Origin of the sequence: Anaerobutyricum soehngenii, from assembly GCF_009697165.1 — a bacterium.
Taxonomy (GTDB): domain Bacteria; phylum Bacillota; class Clostridia; order Lachnospirales; family Lachnospiraceae; genus Anaerobutyricum; species Anaerobutyricum soehngenii.
In genome coordinates, this window is sequence record NZ_VULP01000019.1 from 37069 (window position 1) to 58964 (window position 21896).

Sequence of the window (21896 nt, forward strand, 5' to 3'; positions counted from 1 at the left end):
TTTATCTATATTATTATCTATGCTTTTTTCTATTGTAAAAGGCTATGCACCCACTTGTAAATACGGTAGCAGCTATTACTATCCCCATTATTATCTGTGATTTAGGATTATTTTTATAATATTCTTTTACAGGCTTATTCGTAGTTACAAGACACTTCCTTGTATCTCCATTATCATTAGAATCCAGCTTATTTCCTGCTTTATCCCATGCAATATAATGTATCGTTTGATACGCTGTATCTTCTGTAATCTTCTGATTCACCATATGATTTTTATCTAAATCTTCCGGCTTTATAATAAATTTCTGCACCTTTTTCTTATGCAAAGGTATCGTACTTTTCTCTACATATAATTCCATTCTTTCAAAGGCATAATTATCCATTATACCGATTGTAAAGTTATGTTCTTCTTCCTCATAAATATCTTTTTCTAAATTACTAATATGAACTGTTGGTGGCGTTTTATCTATAACAAAATGTATTTTCTTCTCCTTAGAATCTTCCTGAATTGTAACGAGATATTCTCCCTCTTCTGCAAAATTCTCTTTTTTTATATTATAGCTTTTCTCATACCATCCGTATTTTTCTGATTTTTCATCTGCGATTATACTCTCTTTTACATATTCTCCTTTCAAAGTTCTTCTTTCTTCATTATCTTTTAAAATTATCACTCTTGATTTTGTCTGTTTTACACATCGTTCTTTTAATATAATATTGGGTTCTTCTCTTAAGTAATGTCCATCTATACTCTCTTTTATCTTATGATTCAAAATAAAATCTGCACCCCAACGATTTACTCGAAAAACAACCTTATAATTATCCTTTATTTTATTTCCTGCTTTATCATTCGCCTTAATAAACAATTGATAAATACCGTCTTTTGACTTATTTTGTCTTAAATTCTCCCATTGAATCTGTACCTTCCTTTTATCCTCTGTTCTTTCATAATTCCAGTCTTCTTTCGAAACCGGTTCACCACTTGCTTTTAATAAATACACCTTTACAGAATCCGCATTCAGATATTTATCTTCACATATTACCTCAGGCATTATTACTCTGTCTTCATATACTTCTTCATTCTTGACTCCTTTTATCGTAATATTTGGAACTGTCTTGTCTATTATAAACTCTATTTTCTTTTTTTCAGATTCATTTCCGGCTTTATCTGTACATCGCATCTGAATGTAATAGTGAGCCTCCTCTTTTAAAGTCAGATACTTATAATGCTTTTCTCCATTTATGACATAAGATTCTGTATTGTCTGCATCTATCAGTTTCCTCTTATTCGCTGCTTTTATTGCTCTTATATCATATTCAACCTTATGTTCATCAAAATTTTTATCTTTTATGCAAAATACCACTGTTTTATCTGTGTTAAAATATAAAAGCTGATTTTCTTTTTCATAATCCGTATTATTCTCTATAGCAATAGAAACTTCCGGAAGCGTTTTATCAATCGTAAAATACTCCCTGTCTTTCCATTCCGACTTATTCCCTGCCCTATCTGTCACAGAAAGATTAATTGCATAATCTTCTCCATCTTTATCAAAATATATCTCGCATGTATGTATATCTTCTGTCGTTTTCCATTCACCCATATGATATTCCTGATTACTTCCCTTTATATCCCACTTCACCAACTCAGATCTAAAGTTCCGCTCTTTAACTATTACTCTTGCTTTTCTTTCTGTATTATAATACTCTGTTTGATTATTTCTATCATACTCTACCTTTATAACTGGCTTTTCAGTGTCAATAATGATTCCCTGTTCCAAAACCTCCTCACTTACATGTCCTGCATTATCTGTCATGCTTCCTTGAATTATTATTGGATGATCAGAATCTGAATATCTAAAGCTTTTCTCTTCTAATGTAAGCCGCTGTCTTCTTCTATATACTGTATCCTCAGCATCCCAAACCACTATGCTGCTACCCTCATGCATTTCCTTATCGTTTACTTTTCCACTCAGACTGGTTTTACAAATCCCCGACTGTTCATCCTCAAAGACCGCTTCAACGAGAACCGCTTTATTATAATAATTTAGCTTTTCTTTCTCATCCGTAAAAACTGCTTCCGGTATTTTTAAAGAGATTTTACTTGCTTGTTCATGTAATTGTTCATCTTCAGAAACCATTCCTTTACTTTTTACAATTTCTCCGATATTTCCACTATAATCTTGTCCATAAACTTTTAAATAGCCTTTAAAATTTTGCTGCGCAGGTAACACGATTGTTGTCAGCTCTGATAGATTCTGCTTTTCTCCTTCATTCTTCAAAACAGACCATTCTTCTCTGCCATCATCACTTCCATATGGTACAAACATATAATTCAAGTTTTCAACTCCACTGACTTCATCTCTTACCTGAATAGATGCACATATGCGTTTTATACTAAAATATCGGAAAAATGGATATCTGCGAAATGTAAAAAAATTCTTTTCCTCTTTCTGTATCTCTGGTCTAAAAACCAACTGTTCCTTTTGATTATTCTGCCCTGTATAAATAATCTCCGGTTTTTTTGCATCATATGTAATTTTCAGTTCTTTTTGATTTCCCTTATGAACCGCTCCATCTGTACTTTGAAACAGTATAGTATAATTTGCTTCTATAGCTACTTTCATCCTTGCTTCATTCATCCTTATCCCATCTTTATAATAAGATTTCCACTGTAGATGATCTGCTTGCTCTTTTAGTGTTCTCCATTCTTTTTCCATACTCTTTCCATCTGCATAAAACATCTTCCCATCTACTGAAAAATTAGCTTTATTAAAATTCTCTTCCTGTATACGAATAATAATTTCAGGAGCATTTTTAAAGTACTGTCGGTCTTCTTTTTTTCTTACCGGATATTGATCGCAAAACACCTCTGTTATAATCGGTGAAACGGTATCTACTGTATATATCGGACTTTCATACCATCCATCATCTATACATTTATCTGTCTCACTATTTCTTTCTGCTTCCATTACATTTCCTGCTTTATCCGTACAATGTATCTTAACTCTATAATGTCCGTCTTCAAGATTTTTAATAGCATAGAAAAATATTCCTTGGGGTTGTTGATTTTCTTTTAATCTTATTATTTTTTTATTTATATCTGACTCCGATACTTCTTCTTGTTCCCACTGTCCTTTTCTTCCGTATGACATACGATATAATTTTATTTCAATATCTTCGGGTACAATATTATCCTCTTCTATACATATAGAAATTCCATTCTCCTTTCCACAAAAAATCTGATTTTGTGAAGACGTCACTTTTCCTTCATTGTTATGCAGTATTTCGTTTATATTCCATATTGCAGAATCTTTATCCATAATATTCAAAACACCTTCATAATTAACAGTTAATTTCGGCGCTGAATTATCTGTAATAAACTCTTCACTTTCCGTCCCCTCCTTTCCTGTTTCAGCATATATCGCATGATTCTCTGCCGTATCTTCGTTCTCCAGCATCGATGCCGCCTTTACCTGACATCCGTAAGTATTCCATACTAATCCTGCGATTCCCAATAAAATAAACGGAAGTACCCAAATACTTTTTTTCTTTCTGAACTCTTTTATACAAACTATTGATTTATATACTTTTCCCACTATCAAATAAACTATACTGCTAAGCAAAAAAATATAAAATAATATCTCCCCCATTAATTGTCCTTTTGTCAGGTACGCAATTCTTCTTAATAGATCTGCATTAAGTTCCTCCCTCATCTCCTTCATCCCCCTCATACTTAAATCCATCAGCCATCTCTACTCTTCTTTGAGCATCTTGTAAAAGATTCTCTAATTCTTTCCCGTTTTTCTTTGCCTTTTCAAAATATCGCATTCTTCCGTTTATCTTTATCAATTGTTTTTTTAACATTTCTCTGTTTATCTCTTTCATCCTTAAAAATTCATCTGCATAATTCGCCATTTCTATCGCAACTTCTTTAGAAATCAAATATGCAGCAGAAATATCCGAAGTTGAACTCCTTTCCGTAATTTTAAATTGATTTAATATACATAACTCATTATAAAAATCTAGAAAATCCTTATTTTCCCGTTCTCCACTCTTATCAACTCCATTAATCAGAAAAGTGTTGTAATATTTTGCTATATTTGCATAAGCTATTACCCTCTTTTTTTTACCTTCATCAAAAGTCTTTTTCTTTTTTCCATCATCCAATAGATCAACTACATCACAAAACCATTTTTCTGATGCAGATTTTCCTGTAACACCGCCCATATCATAGAAATATCCCAGTCCTACCTCATAGCAAAATTCCATATATCCTTCTCGTTTATTTTCCTTAAAAATATCTAATACGGTCTTTTCCTTACAGGTGGTCATTACAACGCTTGTCAAAATTGAAGCGTCTTCTACACTAAAATTGTTCGGATGAATAAAATATTTTACCAGGCTTTGATAAATTGCTTTTTCATCTGGTATAAGAAGCAATGCCTGTTTATAATATTGTTCTGCTTTTTTCTTATCTATACTTTTCTCCGCGGATTCTATATAAACAGCAATTGCTTTTTCTTTATAAAAATGAGCTGCCCCCTTACATCCTAAACTAAACATACCTGATATTTGTAATAATACAATAAAGACTATTAATTTTTTTACTTTCCTCTTTTCTGTTTTTAAAAAATTATGATTCTTATAATCTACTTGTGAAAACGCATAAGAAAGCTCTTTACAATTCTGATACCGCATATCCGGTTCTAATTGTATACATTTTAAAATAACTTCTTTTATCTCACAGGATATATTCTCTCCCCAATATTGTTGATGATAAATTTTATAAGGCGGTTTTTCCGGACTGTAACCAGTCAGCATACTATATAAAGTAACTCCCAGACAGTAAATATCCGTCCTCTCATCCGTCTGCCCCATTCCTCCGTACTGCTCCGGTGCCGCATATCCTCTGGTTCCTAAATATGTCGTATCTATACTATTCTTTTCATAACAATATTCACGTGCTGTTCCAAAATCAATCAGCACCAGTCTTCCTGTTTTTTTTAATATGATATTATCTGGCTTTAAATCACGATAAATAATCGGCGGAGTTCTGGAATGCAGATAAGATAGCACCTCACATAGCTGTTTTCCCCAGGATAATACTTCCGTTTCCTGAATCCTTCCTCTTTCTTTCAGAACTTCTTTTAATGTCTTCCCTTCAATAAATTCCATGACCATCCAGATAACATCCTTTTTTTCTATGATATCAATAATCTTTGGTAAACCCGGATGATTTAATTTTTTTAGAATATCTGCTTCTAATACTAATTGTCTGCTTATCATTTCATAGTTTTCACAATATTCTCTGCTTATTTCTTTTACTGCCCATTCCTTATTTAACCGTTGGTGTCTTGCCAGATATACTGTACTCATCCCTCCCTGTCCAATTACAGATATTATTTTATATTTACCATCTAATACAGATCCCAATTTCAGCATTTATAAATCACACCTGTCAAAAAAGTATTAATCTATTTCCATTGTTCACCACACATTCCTCTAACCGTACATTGGGATTCAGCATAACCTTACTCTCTATACATGCCAAATATAAATTTTCTTCTTTTAGCCTCTCTTTTCCTCTCTCTAAATTTTTTTCTTCCAGCTTAGTACAAGTTGTAAACTCTATATTCATCACCGTATGATATATTTCTTTTATAATATTCTTCACTATCTCCGTTTCTTCACATCTGAATTCATACCACTTTCCTACTCCGGCAACAAAAATATCCACATATATCACACTGCCACTCTCCTGTCCAATATCTGCCTTATTTTCTCCTGTCTCCTGTAATCATTCTGTTCTTTCACTGCCAATGCTGTCTGAAATTCTAAAATCCGCTCTCCATAATAAGCAATTCCCCTCCCTGGTATCCCCTTTTTAGGTAAAACAGGAATCTGTATTATATTAAACGCTTCTGTATAGGAATAAGTATCCTTCATATAAAAACAAATTCTGGTCTTTAAAAGATCTGACAATCTCATAGATATATTCATACCTGAAAAAGATTCTACTGTTATTATCATTAATATCCCAAGCTTTTCCCCTTCTCTTAATATTTGATACAATATATCTTCATATTTTTGATACGTCACTGTGCAAAACTCCTCAAAACCATCTAATACAATCACCATAAGGGGAATGCTCTCTTCTTCCCCCATTCTATTTTTATATTGATTAAAATTACCTCCCGATAACATTTTCTTTCTTCTTTTTAATTCTTCTCTGATACCTTCAAATAATCTATCCGTTTTTTCTTCTTCCTCTTCCTTTATCACTTGCTGTACCTGCGGTGCAACCGCATAAATATCCATTCCTCCACCATTAAAATCTAAAATATACAAAATAATATCTTTTTCTGAATACGTATTTAATAAAGAAAATATAAAGGTCTGCAGGAAAGTACTTTTACCCGAAACACTCCTTCCTCCAATGCCAACATGGCCACATTCCATAAGATTGAAATAAAACTTTGGCTGTTCCTGGTTTTCCGGATCATCAAATACTCCTAGACAAATTTGTATTCCCTCATTACAAAATAACTGCTGTATTCGCTGCTCCTTACCTTTCTTATCTTTATTCTCTTCTATAATATCTTCTAAATATAAATATTTCGGCAAAGGATCCATCCATAATCGCGTACCTGCTCTGTAGTTATATTTCTTTGCAAAGTGAGCTATATACTTTGTTATTGCCTGCAACTGCGTTATTTCTTTCTCGTGTTCAAACGTTTCTTTTACAAAAGTGTTTTTTACAGAACAAGGAGTACCATCTAGATTAATCATCTGTGCTACCGCTTTTCTACATTCTTCCCTATACGGCGCTCCGCTCCAGCCAGCTTGAAATAAATCATAGACCTCATTATTCCCAACCTGTAAATACCCCCTTCCAGTTTGTGCAATCTGGCAGGCATCCATGTTATGAAGCATGTCCATACTATCCTCTCTTTCCTGTACTTTAAGACAAATACGAAATCGTGAATTGCTCCATATTTTATCATCAACAACTCCTCCCGGTTTTTGTGTTGCCAATATAAGATGAACTCCCAAACTTCTCCCGACCTGAGCCACGCTAATCAGTTCCTGCATAAATTCCGGTTCTGCTTTTTTTAATTCTGCAAATTCATCTATAACAATTAATAAATGCGGAATTGCTTCGCTTGTAGCTCCCGCAATAAAAAGCTTTGTATAATCATTAATATTATTAACCTTCCACTGCTTAAATATCTTTTGTCTTCGTTTATTTTCACTTTTTATGGATATCATTGCCCTGTAAGCCTGTCCATCTGATAAGTTTGAAATTCCTCCGGAAATATGTGGCAGCTCAGAAAATAATCCTGACATTCCTTCTCCTTTATAATCTATAAGCAAAAAATTAACTGCTTCAGGACTAAAATTTATGGCCATTGACAGTATGAACGTCTGAAGTACTTCACTTTTCCCTGAACCTGTAGTGCCTGCAAGTAAGCCATGCGGTCCATGATAACGTTCATGGATATCTAAATAACAAGATTCACCTCCCGCTTTTTTTCCAATCAAAACCCGGCAGCTCTCATAAATACTGTTCTGTCTCCAACGACTTTCTATATCAAGTTCCTTCACTGTCATAACTCCATACATTTTTAAAAAATCAATTGTGTCAGGAATGTCCTTCTTTTCTTCTATCTCCGCTACCCTTATTCCTGAAATAGTTCTTATTAATCGTTCCGCTGCTTCTTTTTTTATATAATCAAAATGTATCTCTTCCCTTTTTTGACTATGCCGTTCTATTTCATACCACCCTGAAAACTCCTTACTTCTTTCCAATACTAATTTACATGTATTAGGTAGCTGTTCTCTTCTTTCCACAAGCCATATAACTGTTAAGCCATAATTCTCTTTTTTATTAAAAATATATTTGGAAAACATTTCTCCATCCAGATATTTTTCTTCTGCAATAAATAAAATATAATGAGGCAGTCCTTGCTCTGAGCGACCTGGTGTAGATATTCTTTCTCTTTCTTTAAATACCTGAAGCAGCCTGTAAAATAATTCTCTTGCTTCTGATAGATTTTCTGCAATATTGCGCTTTCTTCTATCACTGTCCCATATATGTGGCAGCCATCGGCAAAATCCCCACTGTTCATATTGCATAACTTTATTTTTATCATATATACATGCCAGCTTTACCTCCGTATAGCAATTACATAGCGCAATCTGTAATATCAGGTTCCGCACAATTACCATTCCATCATTCATCTCTGCTTCTATAACCCCGACTTGATCATATTGTTTTATATCTAACAGCATCGGAATCTGATGCATGATATTATAATGTTCTAGTATCTTTTCTGCTTCCTGCCACAGCACACCTTCTTCTTCATAAGACACTTCTCCCACAAACTTTATCTCCATAGGAAATCGCATATTCCCGGTACCTACTCTATATTTTAAAAAATCTTCATGATAGGGATTTCGGTTCCACAAATATAAGAATAACAATGAATTATCCACATACCTGTCTGCACATAAATAACGGCTTTGTAATACTTTATAAGTTTTTTCATATTGTTCTTTAATCTGCATACTTTTTTTATTCAAATATCTTCTGTAAGCATTCTTCTTTCTATCCGCTCGTTCCTTTCTTTTCCTCTTCTCGTATTGCCTGGAAATCATAATCCATAAAAGAGAACACATTACCGACATAACAACCATAAATATTCCTGAATATACATATGTCCCTGCTTGATTTCCTTCTGTTCTCATCCCATATATCAAAAATACATTCATTCCCAACATTGGAAACATCATGCTCAAAACCGCACCTATATCCATAAATACAGAACGTTGTTCTTCCATTCCAAACATTCCTAATATCGGAGGATTCTCAATCTGTAATGTAAGCTTCTCTAAATGTTCCATAATTCTTGGTGCCCTGTGAAAACTTTCTTTTAACATAGGAGCTATAATGCCCTTATCCTGTATAAATTCATTCACCTTTATTTCTTCTAAGCAAAATACATTTATCTCTTCTTCTGTCTGTTCTACCGCAATAAAATCATCAAAAAACAAAAAAATTCTTCCAAAAAAATATATAATATCTCCATAACTCAGTTTCTTATTCTCTTTTATGAAATCTCCATTAATGTATACCGGTTCCATTCCATAATTATTTAAAAACCATTGACCATTTTTATTTAAAATGTTCACACAGGGAATCTGCTCCGAATCATCTCCCGTCAGGAAAACTTTATTTGACTGCTTTATTATTCTGCAAACTTTTAATCTATATGTTCGATAGGTACTCCAATCATATTTACAACATATGCATTGTATCGAAATATTTTTTTCACCAATCTTTAAAATATATTTCCGTCCTGTATTCAACTTATAAAAAACAGCTTGATTTTCTTCCACCTTTTCCGTTTGAAAAAACTGTTTTTTACTTACTTTATAGTAAGCCGTTTCCTTGATATACCATTCCTGCATTATATATTCCAATTCTAAGAACATCGTCTGTTCTATGGAAAACTCATCTTTCGTCAGTAATATCCTGCACTTTTGGTTCACATCTTCTGAAAGTAAAAAACGTTTTCCATACTTTTCTCCATATATAAAAATCAAAAATCTCATAGCTTCTTTTCCCCTAAAGTGATATACTGTGATGTTAGGGGCAAAAAGTATTTTGTCCCTAACTTGATGTCACGAATTATTCCGTAGCTAACGCTACTCTCATAATTCTGGCACGAACGGAGTTTTGACCTTTTAACCCCGATCTTATACTATTTAATCAATTCAAGTCGAGCCACCTGAAAGAGGTGGGAATCTTCTCGACTGAGATAAAAACAAAGGAGCTGCCCCTATGATAGCAAAAGATGATATCGTTATAAGAAAAGCTATTTTACATATTCTAGACACAAATCGTGGAGAATGTATATTATCTAATACTCTCTTAGATCCCGGTCCGGATTTACATGACTTTATTCGAAACCACATTTATAAAATCGTTTCCAGCGATGATACCAAGAACTGTGAGTTTAATCCAGAAGCATCACCAATTTACTCTATCCTTGAAACCTGGGATGAATCTGATGAAGCCTCTTTTATAGAAACAAGCCAGGCAATTGCAAACAAACTTTATATTGCTATGGGAGAAGGATTAGATATTCCTGCTGCTGACCTTCTATTCGTAACTTTCCAGGCTGAAGGAACCATCTACCTTGCTCTCTTAAAAATGAATTATAAAGAAAGTTATACCCATGAAATTACTGCATCGGATTCTGAAGGTACTAATCTTAATAGTAATGATTCTAACATTCCTGTCATCAATACTGGAATTGTTAAATCAAGAGCCCTTCTTCCCTCAGCAACTTCAAGAATTCCTGAAGCTGTAATTATTAATTTGTCAGATTATCATATAAAACTTCTGGAAAAAAGATATGAAATCAATGGTGAAAAAGCATATTATTTATCTGAAAACTTTCTCATCTGCCATACTAATATTCCACCTAAAAAGAAGTTAAATATACTGACACGTGTTATTAATAATATTTCCAATAAATATGACGGTGCCGATTTAAAAACAAAGATGGATACAAAAAGTGCCTTACAAAAAGAATATGTAGATCGAAAATCTTTTGATATAGAAGAAATCGGAAATAAACTCTTTGGAAAAAGTCCTGAAAAAAAATCAGAATTTGACGAAAAAATGGAACAATATGATCTCCAATATGACAACTTTACTGTCACCAATGAAAATACTGTAAAGAAATTAGAAAAGCAGGTCATGGTAACCGATAGCGGAATTGAAATATCCATTCCTATGGAAACTTATAACAAACTGGCTAACTTTGAAGTTCAAACAGATGTAACCGGTAAATCAACTATTATCATAAGAAATATAGATAATCTTGTTTTAAAATAACCATTTATCTGCAATAGATATTAAAAATACAAAAACCTCACACACAAAGCTACTGCAAACTTACTGTTTATTATCCTTTGTATGTGAGGTTTTATCTCAGTCGAGAAGACTCCCACCTCTTTCAGGTGGTGAATGACAGCAAATTTGTCTCAGTGGGAGTCCAATCTCCGACTGAGATAAACGCTCCGCGAGGATGCGCAGTGATTCTGTAAAGAATATGTCAGCTTACGCTGACCAGAATCACGCGCCAAGTCTCGCGGCTGCTCGACTTGAATATACTTTTTAAAAATGCAATCTATTTATTATTTGTTACTTCTTCTCCAGATATGCATCTTCTCTGCTTCTTTAATTAATTCGTCTCTGAAATCAGGATGAGCAATACTGATTAATGCTTCCGCTCTCTGCCATGTAGACATTCCTTTAAGACATACTTTACCAAACTCTGTTACTACATAATGTGTATTAGGACGAGTGTCTGTTACTGTAGAACCTTCTGCCAAAGTAGGTCTGATTCTTGTGTGTTTTACACCGTCTCTTGAAGTAAATGTAGAAGAACAGCAGATAAAGCTCTTACCACCTTTAGATAAATATGCTCCCTGAACAAAATCAAGCTGTCCACCTGCTCCACTAATCTGCTTTACACCTGCACTCTCTGCATTAACCTGACCATATAAGTCAATATCAACTGCATTATTGATAGAAATAAAGTTATCAATCTGTGCAATTGTTTTCGCACTGTTAGTATAGTCAACTGGCGCACTCATACATTCTGGATTATCATCCAGATAATCGTACATCTTCTTTGTACCAGCTCCAAATGCATATACCTGACGTCCTCTATCGATATTCTTCTTTAAACCGTTAATCTTTCCTGCCTTTGCAATATCAACAAATGCATCTACGTACATCTCTGTATGTACACCTAAATCCTTTAAATCAGATTCTGCAATCATAGAACCTACTGTATTAGGCATTCCGCCAATACCAAGCTGGAGACATGCTCCGTCTGGAATCTCCTCTACAATAAGCTGTGCTACCGCTCTGTCTACTTCTGTTGGTGGTGCACCTGCTCCTAATTCTCCAATAGCAGGATTCTGACCTTCTACAATGTAATCTACGCGGGAAATATGGATTCCTTCTTCAAATCCACCTAAGCAACGAGGCATATTCTCATTAACTTCTACAATGATAACATCCGCTGTCTCACAAACAGCCATCATATGTGATGCATTCGGTCCAAAATTAAAAAATCCATGCTTATCCATTGGTGCTACCTGGAACATTGCAACATTAAGATGTCTGATGTTCTCTCTGTAATAACGTGGAAGCTCTGAATACTTTAATGGAGAATAAAAAGCAAAACCTTTACTGATTGCTTTTCTCTCTAATCCACCCATATGCCAGGAATTCCATGTGAAATGGTCTGCTACATTATCTACTTTAAAGATCTCAGGTTCTCTTAATAAAATTCCCCCACGAACCTTTACATCTTCTAATTCATCTGCTCTGGCTGCTAATGCTGCATCTAAGGCAACTGGTGTACCTGTTGTCCAACCATAATCCACCCAATCATGTGATTTTACTACCTTAACTGCTTCTTCTGCCGTAACAAGCTTCTGTGCATATTCTTTAATAAAACTCATGCTTCTCCTCCTAACCACTTTTGCTCTTGTTAAAAAAAAATCATGAGTCTATTTTACCACTGTTACAAACCAGGGTCAACTTAAATCAGCCTTATAATCCCCATGTTTTTGTTTTGATTCCCTCTTTGATACTGATTAAATTTTAGTAATTTCTCCCCTGTTTATTGAGGCTGAAACAAAAGATTCTCTGTGTTATTGCGTTGAAAAATTTTTACTAATTTCGCTTTGTATTTTTGAGAAATCGGAATAACTGCTTTTTTATCCAAATAAAACACGCTGTTCATTACATCTGCTTTCTGAATAAACATAAAATTTACAATATAACTTCGATGACAACGCACAAAATAATCCGGCAGACTACTTTCTAACTTCTGTAATGAACTATAAAAAGAAAACTCCTGCTTCTGTAAATGTAATATAATCTTTTTATCTCTTGCTTCTAGATAACTAATATCCGCATAATCAAAATAATAGTACTCTCCTCCTGTCAAAACTTGCAATATATTATTCATACCCTGCCTTCTATATCGATCCCTATACACCCAAGAAAAAATTTTATGAATAACTTTGTATGCTTTAGAATATATATAAGGCTTTAGTAACAACATATTCGGTGAAATTTCCGGAATCATATAGTATTCCGGCGAAATCTGAATACTACTTAAAATCAAAAGCTTTGCATTAGGTGAACTTTTTCGTATATGGATCAACTTCCTTAAATCTACAGAATTCATTACTTCCGCTACAATTAAATCTACAACTGGTATTCTCTCTATGTCCACCTTCTCATAATCTTTATCACTCAAAATACAACACTGTAAACGCTCGTTATTTATAACTGCCACACACTGGCCGCACAATTTACAAAAAAAATCCGCTTCCCTTTTATCATGGCAGAAAATCACAACCGATACCATCTCTTATCTATATCAACTGTATCATCAGCTGATAACATTATTCTTTAACGTTGCCGCTACTTGTTTATTCTGTTCTTCTGCTAATATATATTCCTGTGCAATGGAAGTTAAATGCTGCGCTTCTTCTTCTATCATCTTGCACATTTTATTAATATCTGCTTCTAATCCACTAAACTTATTAATAAATGAGCTACTCGCCTCCCCACTCCAAATAGAACTACTGATTCCCCTCACCAACTGAAGCATATCTGAGGTCGTTCGCTTAACATTCTGACCGGTCTGTTGAAAAGAAACTGCGGTTGACTTTAACTTCTCTGGAGTTACATTAATTAAATCTGCCATAAAATCCTCCTTAACAATTAACTTAAAGAATATCTCGGAATCTTTTTATGCTTAAATTCATCAGAAGACTCCGAGAACACATTAACCTGCTCTAACTTACTGCAGTTGCTTCGTTCTTCTTCTCAGCTTTATTATAGATCATAATAATCTTCTCAAGTATCAGTATAAATTCTAAGATTGTCCTAAGTAAACTCTGCATCTTTACAATATCTACCTTCAGTTGTTTCGAATACTTCTCCTTTGCAGCTCCTTCCCACATGGAATTAAGACTACTCCCCAGGGTTTCTAAATCAGTAAGTTGTGTTTTCAATGAATTACTCAATGTCACCAATGCCTGTTTCTTGTTAGATATCTCTTTCGTAGAAGCAATAATCTGTGCCATAAATGCCTCCTCTCATATCTTTGTTAAGTGCTGCAAGAGTATTATAACATACTTGAAACTAATTTCCACCTTTTTTGACGAATTATGTAAAATTAGTGATAGGCGGATTGCTTTTATATTTATTTAAAATTATATATAAATTACATAGTGTTTGTTTCACACGGAGCGAAGTGGAGGAGGATAATTTCCTGTCACTCACCACCTGAAAGAGGTGGGAGTCTTCTCGACTGAGATAAAAAAAGACCACAGTTATAAACTGCAGTCTTATTATTTCATCTAAACAGGGAATCTACAAAAAGATTCCCTGTTTCAATACATTTTATAGAGTTCAGTAAAAAATCGCGTATACTTTTCTTTTAATAATGAATCGCCAATAAACAAAACATCTGAGACAAAATATATTTAACTTTTACCTAACATCTAAAGTTAAATTATTATTTAACCTGTGCCTTGATTGCTTCTGTTAACTTAGGAACAATCTTTAATGCATCACCAACGATACCGTAATCAGCTACATCAAAAATAGGTGCATCTGGATCTTTATTAATAGCGATGATGATATCAGATTCTTCCATACCAGCTACGTGCTGGATAGCTCCGGAAATACCAATTGCAAAGTAAACATTAGGACGAACTGTCTTACCAGTCTGACCAACCTGTAAATCTTTTGGTTTCCATCCGTTATCTACAACTGCACGAGAGCAGGAAACTGTTCCGCCAAGTGCCTCTGCTAAATCGTCTAATAATGCAAAGTTTTCAGCAGAACCAACTCCACGTCCGCCAGATACAAGAATCTTAGCAGCCTGGATATCCACTGTTTCTGTAACAGATTTTACAATGTCAAGAATCTCAACATATTTGTCATTTGGAGTAAATCCTGGATTATATTCAATAACTTCTGCCTTTGCTCCTGCAACAGGCTCTTTCTTCTGCATAACACCAGGACGAACTGTAGCCATCTGTGGACGATGGTTAGGACAAGCGATTGTAGCGATTGTGTTACCACCGAATGCAGGACGAGTCATTAATAACTGACCCTGACGAGGTTCTTTATCTCCACGAGCTTTGAATTCACCAATTTCAAGAACAGTACAGTCTGCTGTAAGACCTGTTGCAACTCTTGCGGAAACACGAGGTCCTAAGTCACGACCGATTGCTGTTGCTCCAACCAGAAGAATGTCCGGTTTGTATTCATTGATAACAGATGCCAATGCATGTGTATATGGCTCTGTTCTGTATTCTTTTAATTCAGGGTCATCAACTACGATAACTTTATCTGCGCCGTATTCAGCAAGTTCATCAACTAAGCCTTTTACGTCAGAACCGATTAAAACTGCTGTTACGTCTGTTCCTAAATCTGCAGCAAGGTCATTTGCTTTTCCAAGTAATTCTAAAGCAATGGCATCAATCTTATTGTCAACCTGCTGAGCATAGATAAATACACCTTTATATTGTTCTAAATTCATTCTATTCACCACATTTCCTTTACAATTAGATAACATGCTTTGTTAACAGTTTGTCCATGATGTACTCAACGCCTTCTTCTGCTGTTTCAGCTGTCATCATGACACCTTTACCTTTACGTACCTTATCAGAAGCTTTTGCGATCTGAGTTGGAGAACCTGCAAGACCTAAGTTACTGTCATCAACATCTTTAAGGTCTTTTCTTCCCCATGTAGTAATCTCTGTATCATATGCATCAAAGATTCCGCCTGGAGTCATATAACGTGGCTCATTTAATTCGGAAAGTGCTGTGATAACACATGGTAATTTAGCTTTTAAAACATGATATCTGTCATCGTACTGTCTCTGAACGATTACACTGTCTCCTTCGATTTTAATATCCTGTGCATAGGAAATTAAAGGAAGGTCTAAGTGTTCTGCAATCTGAGGTCCTACCTGTGCAGTATCACCATCGATAGCCTGACGACCTGTGATGATTAAATCATAATCAATATTTCTAAGTGCTCCGGCGATTGTTGTAGATGTTGCCCATGTATCAGCTCCACCTAAAACACGATCTGTGACAAGAATTCCCTTATCTGCACCCATTGCCATAGCTTCACGCAGAACTTCTTCTGCTTTTGGAAGACCCATAGTAACTACAGTTACTTCTGCGCCTGTTTCATCTTTTATTCTAAGGGCAGCTTCAAGACCTGCCTTATCATCCGGATTCATGATAGTAAGCATAGCTGCTCTATCAAGAGTTCCGTCTGGTTTAAACTTAACTCCACCTTTTGTATCAGGTACCTGTTTAATACATACTACGATTTTCACAGTATTTTCCCTCCTTATCTTAATAAGTTACCAGAAATAACCATACGCTGAACTTCTGATGTTCCTTCGTAGATTTCTGTGATCTTAGCATCACGCATCATACGTTCTACGTCGTACTCTCTGATGTAACCATAACCACCAAGTAACTGAACACACTTAGTTGTTACATCCATAGCTGTTTCTGCTGCAAATAATTTAGCTTTTGCAGCTTCTACGGAGTATACTCTCTGTGTTGCTTTTGCCATTGCTGCTTTATAAACAAGTAACTTAGCAGCTTCTACCTGTGTAGCCATATTAGCAAGCTGGAACTGTGTATTCTGCTGTGCAGCAATTGCTCTGCCAAACTGTTTTCTTTCTTTAACATAAGCAATTGTAGCATCTAAAGCACCTTCTGCGATACCAAGAGCCTGAGCTGCAATACCGATACGTCCACCATCTAATGTGTGCATAGCGATTGCGAAACCTTTGCCCATAGGTCCAAGAAGATTTTCTTTAGGAATACGACAATCCTGGAAAATCAATTCATATGTAGCTGAACCACGGATACCCATTTTCTTTTCTTTTGTACCAAATGTAAATCCTGGAGTTCCTTTTTCTACGATAAATGCGGAGAATTTCTTTTTCTTTCTTCCTCTTGCATCTGTATCAACACTTGTGATAGCGATGATAATATAGTAATCAGCATAAGAACCATTAGTGATGAAACATTTAGATCCATTTAATACCCATTCGTCACCATCTAAAACAGCCTTTGTCTGAACACCCTGAGCATCAGTACCAGCACCTGGCTCTGTAAGACCGAAAGCACCTAACTTTTCACCCTTTGCAAGTGGAACAAGATATTTCTGTTTCTGTTCTTCAGTACCATAAGTAAGAATTGGATCTGCACATAATGATGTATGTGCGGATACAATAACACCTGTTGTACCACAAACTTTAGATAACTCTTCAACACACATAATGTATGTTAAAGGATCACAGCCCTGTCCGCCATATTCTTTTGGCACAGGAATTCCCATGAAACCTAATTTTTGCATTTTTGCAACGGTTTCTTCTGGAAAATGTTCTGTCTCGTCAACCTCCTGAGCAAGAGGTTTAACTTCGTTTTCAGCGAACTCTTTAAAGAGCTGTCTAGCCATTTCATGCTTTTTGCTTAATGTGAAATCCATTTTCATTCCTCCATAATAAATTGGTTATTGGGGTGGAGAACCACCTTAAAAGCCGTGGAGACGCAGAGCATAGTCCCCACGGCCGTATTCACTTTTTTAATTATTTGCTGTAATCGTAGAATCCAATACCAGTCTTCTGACCTAATTTTCCACCACGAACCATCTTTCTTAATAATGGATGTGGACGATACTTAGGATCTCCTGTCTCATTGTATAATACTTCCATGATTGCAAGGCAGATATCAAGACCAACTAAATCGCCTAAAGCGAGAGGTCCCATTGGATGGTTAGCACCTAACTTCATAGCTGTGTCGATACCTTCAACAGAAGCAACACCATCAGCATAAATGCCAACTGCTTCGTTGATCATTGGGATTAAGATTCTGTTAACTACGAATCCTGCAGCTTCTTCTACCTGTACAGGTGTTTTGCCGATTTCTACAGAAATAGCTTTAATCTTTTCAACCATTTCATCTGGTGTATTAAGACCAGCGATAACTTCAATTAATTTCATAACTGGAGCTGGGTTGAAGAAATGCATTCCGATAACTGGTCTGTCAAGTCCTGCACCGATCTGTGTAATAGATAAAGAAGATGTATTTGTTGCAAACATACATGTTGCAGGAACGATATCCTGTAATTCTTTAAATGTCTGCTGTTTAACTTCCATAACCTCAAGAGCTGCCTCTACTACTAAATCTGCATCTGTACAGATATCTTTTGTACCAGTAGTAATCTTAGCAAGGATTGCATCAGCTTTAGCCTGATCCATTTTTCCTCTTGCTACTCTCTTTTCAAATCCTTTAGCGATTTTCTTTTTACCGTTTGCGGCAAATTCATCGTTAATATCACATAAGTATACTTCGTATCCTTCTGTCTGTGCGAATGCCTGAGCAATACCTGATCCCATTGTACCTGCGCCAATAACTCCAACTTTCATTGTCTGAAACCTCCTATAAAATGTATTATCTTCTGACAATTAATATTATCAATATATGTAATAGATTAATTAGCAGTTTTTAAATGGTTCTTTTACCTTTTCTTTGTTTTTATCAAGGAAGAATGCCATTCCGTATTTCTGGTCTTCTGTCTCGAAGCAGCTACCAAATAACTTCTCTTCGATTACGATAGCTTCATCCATTCCTACTTCTAAACCTTCATTGATGGCTTTCTTACATGCACGAACTGCGATAGGTGCGTTCTTTGCAATACCTTTTGCCATCTTTTTAGCCTGAGGCATTAACTCTTCAAGTGGATAAACTTCGTTAACCAGTCCGATTCTATATGCTTCTGCTGCTTTAATATTACGAGCAGTATAGATTAACTGTTTTGCTTTTCCAGGTCCTACGATACGAGCAAGTCTCTGTGTTCCACCAAAACCAGGTGTAATTCCAAGACCAACTTCCGGCTGTCCAAATACTGCGTTCTCAGAACAAAGTCTAATATCACAGCTCATAGAAATCTCACAGCCACCGCCTAATGCAAATCCGTTGATTGCTGCGATAACAGGAATAGGAAGAGTTTCAATCTTTCTAAATACATCATTACCTGCTTTACCAAAAGCTTCACCTTCTGCTTTTGTAAGAGTGCTCATTTCTCCGATATCAGCACCAGCTACGAAAGATTTCTCTCCTGCACCAGTAATGATAAGACATCTGATTGCATCTAAATCTACTGCATCAATAGTTGCATCTAAATCTTTTAATACTTCACTGTTTAAAGCATTTAAAGCCTTTGGACGATTGATGGTGATAATACCAACCTGACCATCTACTTCATAATCGATAAATCCCATTGTATGTATCTCCTTTCAGATTACATTATTATAACTGTCTAAAGCTGTAGAAATCAGTTATAAACTATGTAATTGATATAACCGGATTCGAAAACCGAACCCGGATATATGTAATCATTCTATACGTGATTAGTCTCTTTCAACAATTGTTGAGCAGCCCATACCACCACCGATACACAGTGTAGCAAGACCCTTCTTAGCGTCACGTTTCTGCATCTCATGTAATAATGTAACAAGGATACGGCATCCTGATGCTCCAACTGGATGTCCAAGAGCAATAGCTCCACCATTAACATTTAATTTCTCTGGGTTGATTCCTAATTCTCTTCCTACTGCTAATGACTGAGCTGCGAAAGCTTCGTTAGCTTCAATTAAGTCAAAGTCATCAATGCTCATGCCTGTTTTAGCAAGAACTTTCTTAGTAGAAGCAACTGGTCCAACACCCATGATAGAAGGATCAACTCCGCCTAATGCTCCTGCTACCCATGTAGCCATTGGAGTTACACCTAATTCTTTAGCTTTTTCTTCGCTCATAACAACAACACAAGCAGCACCATCGTTAATACCTGAAGAGTTAGCAGCTGTTACGATACCATCTTTCTTGAAAGCAGGACGTAATTTAGAAATACTTTCTGCTGTTGTTCCAGGACGTGGTCCCTCATCTGTATCTACAACAACTGTTTTCTTTTTAAGTTTAACTTCTACAGGAACGATCTCATCTTTGAACTTACCAGCTTCGATAGCTGCTGTAGCTTTCTGCTGTGAATTAGCGGAGAACTCATCTAACTCTTCTCTTGTTAAATGCCACTGTTCTGCAACGTTTTCAGCTGTAATACCCATATGGTACTGATTGAAAGCATCTGTTAATGCATCGTTAACCATACAGTCTTTTAATACGCCATTGTTCATTCTGTATCCAAAACGAGCTTTGTCTAAGCAGAATGGAGCTAATGACATGTTTTCCATACCACCAGCGATAACAATATCAGCCTCACCTGCTAAAATCTTTGTAGCAGCAAGGTTAACACAGTTAAGACCGGAACCACAAACTACGTTAATTGTTACAGCAGGTACTTCGATTGGGAGTCCCGCATTAAGAGAAGCCTGACGAGCAACGTTCTGTCCAAGACCAGCCTGGATAACACATCCCATTAATACTTCGTCTACCTGATCAGCAGGTACGTTAGTTCTCTTTAATGCTTCTTTGATTACGATGCTTCCTAAATCTGCAGCTGGTACTGTGCTTAATCCACCACCCATTGTTCCGATTGCGGTACGACAAGCACCTGCTAATACAACTTTCTTTGCCATAGTTTCATTCCTCCATTTAAGTTATCAATATTATTTGATATAGTTGCTTTGCTAGAGCATTTCTAGTACGATATGTGTTAATGCTATCACAATCTTCCGATATTTGCAACAAGATTATAAATTATTTTTTAATTAATATTCTCATTTATGAGAATTTCACAATTTATTCACTTTTATACGTAAAATCCTTTATATTTTTCGTTCTTTTTTCTTATCATTCCACTTTCATTTATGGATAATCTCTATTGATTATTTTTTGAATTTTGCGAAAAAAGGGAACAAAATACAAAAAAATGCCTAAATATGTGAAAAAATAGACACTGTTTTTTAATTAAAGATACAAAAGTTGGAAATAGCACATCAGGAATTTAGAAAATCCTAAGCAAATAAACCGTAACTACTCATTTTGGAACAACGATATATCTCTAGTTTCCATTCAAGATTGTTCCGGCATTTTTGCCGCTTTATCTTTATCCAGATCAGATTAGAAATTTATATACTCTTTTATTTTTAGTAAAACAAAAAAGCACCAATATCTATATATTGATGCTTCAGAAATTGCGGGGGAAGGATTTGAACCAACGACCTCCGGGTTATGAGCCCGACGAGCTACCAGACTGCTCTACCCCGCGATATTCAATTAAACATAAATGCCAAAAAGAGACTAATTACTTAGTCTCTTTAAGAGGCGTCGACCAGATTTGAACTGGTGATGAAGGTGTTGCAGACCTCTGCCTTACCACTTGGCTACGACGCCACAACATGACTCCTACGGGATTTGAACCCATGTTACCGCCGTGAAAGGGCGGTGTCTTAACCACTTGACCAAGGAGCCAGACTCCCCGAGTAGGACTTGAACCTACGACAGCGCGGTTAACAGCCGCGTGCTCTACCGACTGAGCTATCGAGGAATATTGATCAGGGTCATACCCTGAAAACCACACACATTATATCATATCTCTCTAATCTTTGCAAGTACTTTTTTAAGGTCAAGCTATCGACCGATTAGTAACAGTCAACTCCACACATCACTGTGCTTCCATCTCTGCCCTATCTACCTCATCGTCTCTAAGGGGTCTCTCACTCTTTCGAGTCTGGATATCTCATCTTGAGGGGGGCTTCACGCTTAGATGCCTTCAGCGTTTATCCCTTCCCGTC

15 protein-coding genes, 4 tRNA genes and 1 rRNA gene are annotated in these 21896 nt (G+C 35.7%); 1 reads left to right on the forward strand and 19 read right to left on the reverse strand.

Going from position 1 to position 21896, the window contains the following annotated elements; all coding sequences use genetic code 11:
- Positions 1-13 precede the first annotated feature (13 nt).
- Genes FYJ25_RS09605 through essC form a run of 4 tightly spaced genes read right to left on the reverse strand, consistent with a single transcriptional unit; the run spans position 14 to position 9611 of the window.
- Entirely contained in the window at positions 14-3739 is a 3726-nt protein-coding gene (locus tag FYJ25_RS09605) for an Ig-like domain repeat protein (RefSeq protein ID WP_154581186.1), read from the reverse strand.
- A complete protein-coding gene (locus FYJ25_RS09610) occupies positions 3693-5438 on the reverse strand; it encodes a serine/threonine protein kinase (RefSeq protein WP_154581187.1) in 1746 nt (581 codons plus the stop codon). Before FYJ25_RS09610 ends, FYJ25_RS09605 begins: the two co-directional genes overlap by 47 nt.
- Before the next feature lie 16 nt (positions 5439-5454).
- Positions 5455-5742 (reverse strand): hypothetical protein, encoded by a 288-nt coding sequence (locus FYJ25_RS09615; RefSeq protein WP_154581188.1) that lies wholly within the window; start codon positions 5740-5742, stop codon positions 5455-5457.
- Entirely contained in the window at positions 5739-9611 is a 3873-nt protein-coding gene (gene essC, locus FYJ25_RS09620; protein WP_154581189.1) for a type VII secretion protein EssC, read from the reverse strand. The genes FYJ25_RS09615 and essC overlap by 4 nt, the downstream gene beginning before the upstream one ends.
- 229 nt (positions 9612-9840) lie before the next feature.
- Here essC and FYJ25_RS09625 point away from each other — a divergent pair, with 229 nt between their 5' ends.
- Entirely contained in the window at positions 9841-10902 is a 1062-nt protein-coding gene (locus FYJ25_RS09625; protein ID WP_147608831.1) for a nucleoid-associated protein, read from the forward strand.
- A gap of 302 nt (positions 10903-11204) precedes the next feature.
- Here FYJ25_RS09625 and FYJ25_RS09630 read toward each other — a convergent pair whose 3' ends face one another.
- The 15 genes from FYJ25_RS09630 to FYJ25_RS14460 all read right to left on the reverse strand — a co-directional run.
- A complete protein-coding gene (locus FYJ25_RS09630; protein ID WP_147608830.1) occupies positions 11205-12545 on the reverse strand; it encodes a butyryl-CoA:acetate CoA-transferase in 1341 nt (446 codons plus the stop codon).
- A 161-nt stretch (positions 12546-12706) separates the two neighbouring features.
- On the reverse strand, positions 12707-13390 hold the full coding sequence (locus FYJ25_RS14880) for a LytR/AlgR family response regulator transcription factor (protein ID WP_167513809.1): 684 nt from the start codon (positions 13388-13390) through the stop codon (positions 12707-12709).
- A 96-nt stretch (positions 13391-13486) separates the two neighbouring features.
- Positions 13487-13804, reverse strand: a complete 318-nt coding sequence (locus tag FYJ25_RS09640; RefSeq protein ID WP_096238953.1) for a WXG100 family type VII secretion target — start codon at positions 13802-13804, stop codon at positions 13487-13489.
- Positions 13805-13895: 91 nt separating this feature from the next.
- Positions 13896-14186: a hypothetical protein gene (locus tag FYJ25_RS09645; protein ID WP_154581191.1), complete on the reverse strand. Its 291-nt coding sequence runs from the start codon at positions 14184-14186 to the stop codon at positions 13896-13898.
- Between the two features lie 434 nt (positions 14187-14620).
- On the reverse strand, positions 14621-15652 hold the full coding sequence (locus FYJ25_RS09650) for an electron transfer flavoprotein subunit alpha/FixB family protein (RefSeq protein WP_044921142.1): 1032 nt from the start codon (positions 15650-15652) through the stop codon (positions 14621-14623).
- A gap of 25 nt (positions 15653-15677) precedes the next feature.
- Positions 15678-16463: an electron transfer flavoprotein subunit beta/FixA family protein gene (locus tag FYJ25_RS09655; protein ID WP_021906452.1), complete on the reverse strand. Its 786-nt coding sequence runs from the start codon at positions 16461-16463 to the stop codon at positions 15678-15680.
- 14 nt (positions 16464-16477) lie between these two features.
- Positions 16478-17632, reverse strand: coding sequence for an acyl-CoA dehydrogenase (locus FYJ25_RS09660; RefSeq protein WP_021906453.1), 1155 nt, complete (start codon positions 17630-17632; stop codon positions 16478-16480).
- Between the two features lie 100 nt (positions 17633-17732).
- On the reverse strand, positions 17733-18572 hold the full coding sequence (locus FYJ25_RS09665) for a 3-hydroxyacyl-CoA dehydrogenase NAD-binding domain-containing protein (protein WP_005343419.1): 840 nt from the start codon (positions 18570-18572) through the stop codon (positions 17733-17735).
- A gap of 69 nt (positions 18573-18641) precedes the next feature.
- Complete coding sequence (locus tag FYJ25_RS09670) at positions 18642-19427, reverse strand: enoyl-CoA hydratase-related protein (RefSeq protein ID WP_005343417.1); 786 nt, start codon at positions 19425-19427, stop codon at positions 18642-18644.
- Between the two features lie 129 nt (positions 19428-19556).
- The gene (locus tag FYJ25_RS09675; protein WP_096238950.1) at positions 19557-20738 is read right to left on the reverse strand and encodes an acetyl-CoA C-acetyltransferase; all 1182 of its coding nucleotides are present in this window, start codon (positions 20736-20738) and stop codon (positions 19557-19559) included.
- A 558-nt stretch (positions 20739-21296) separates the two neighbouring features.
- Positions 21297-21370 (reverse strand) — tRNA-Met (locus FYJ25_RS09680).
- Between the two features lie 54 nt (positions 21371-21424).
- A tRNA-Cys gene (locus FYJ25_RS09685) sits at positions 21425-21495 on the reverse strand.
- A gap of 6 nt (positions 21496-21501) precedes the next feature.
- A tRNA-Glu gene (locus tag FYJ25_RS09690) sits at positions 21502-21573 on the reverse strand.
- 3 nt (positions 21574-21576) lie between these two features.
- Positions 21577-21649, reverse strand: a tRNA-Asn gene (locus FYJ25_RS09695).
- Between the two features lie 74 nt (positions 21650-21723).
- Positions 21724-21896, reverse strand: a 23S ribosomal RNA gene (locus tag FYJ25_RS14460); the annotation flags it as partial.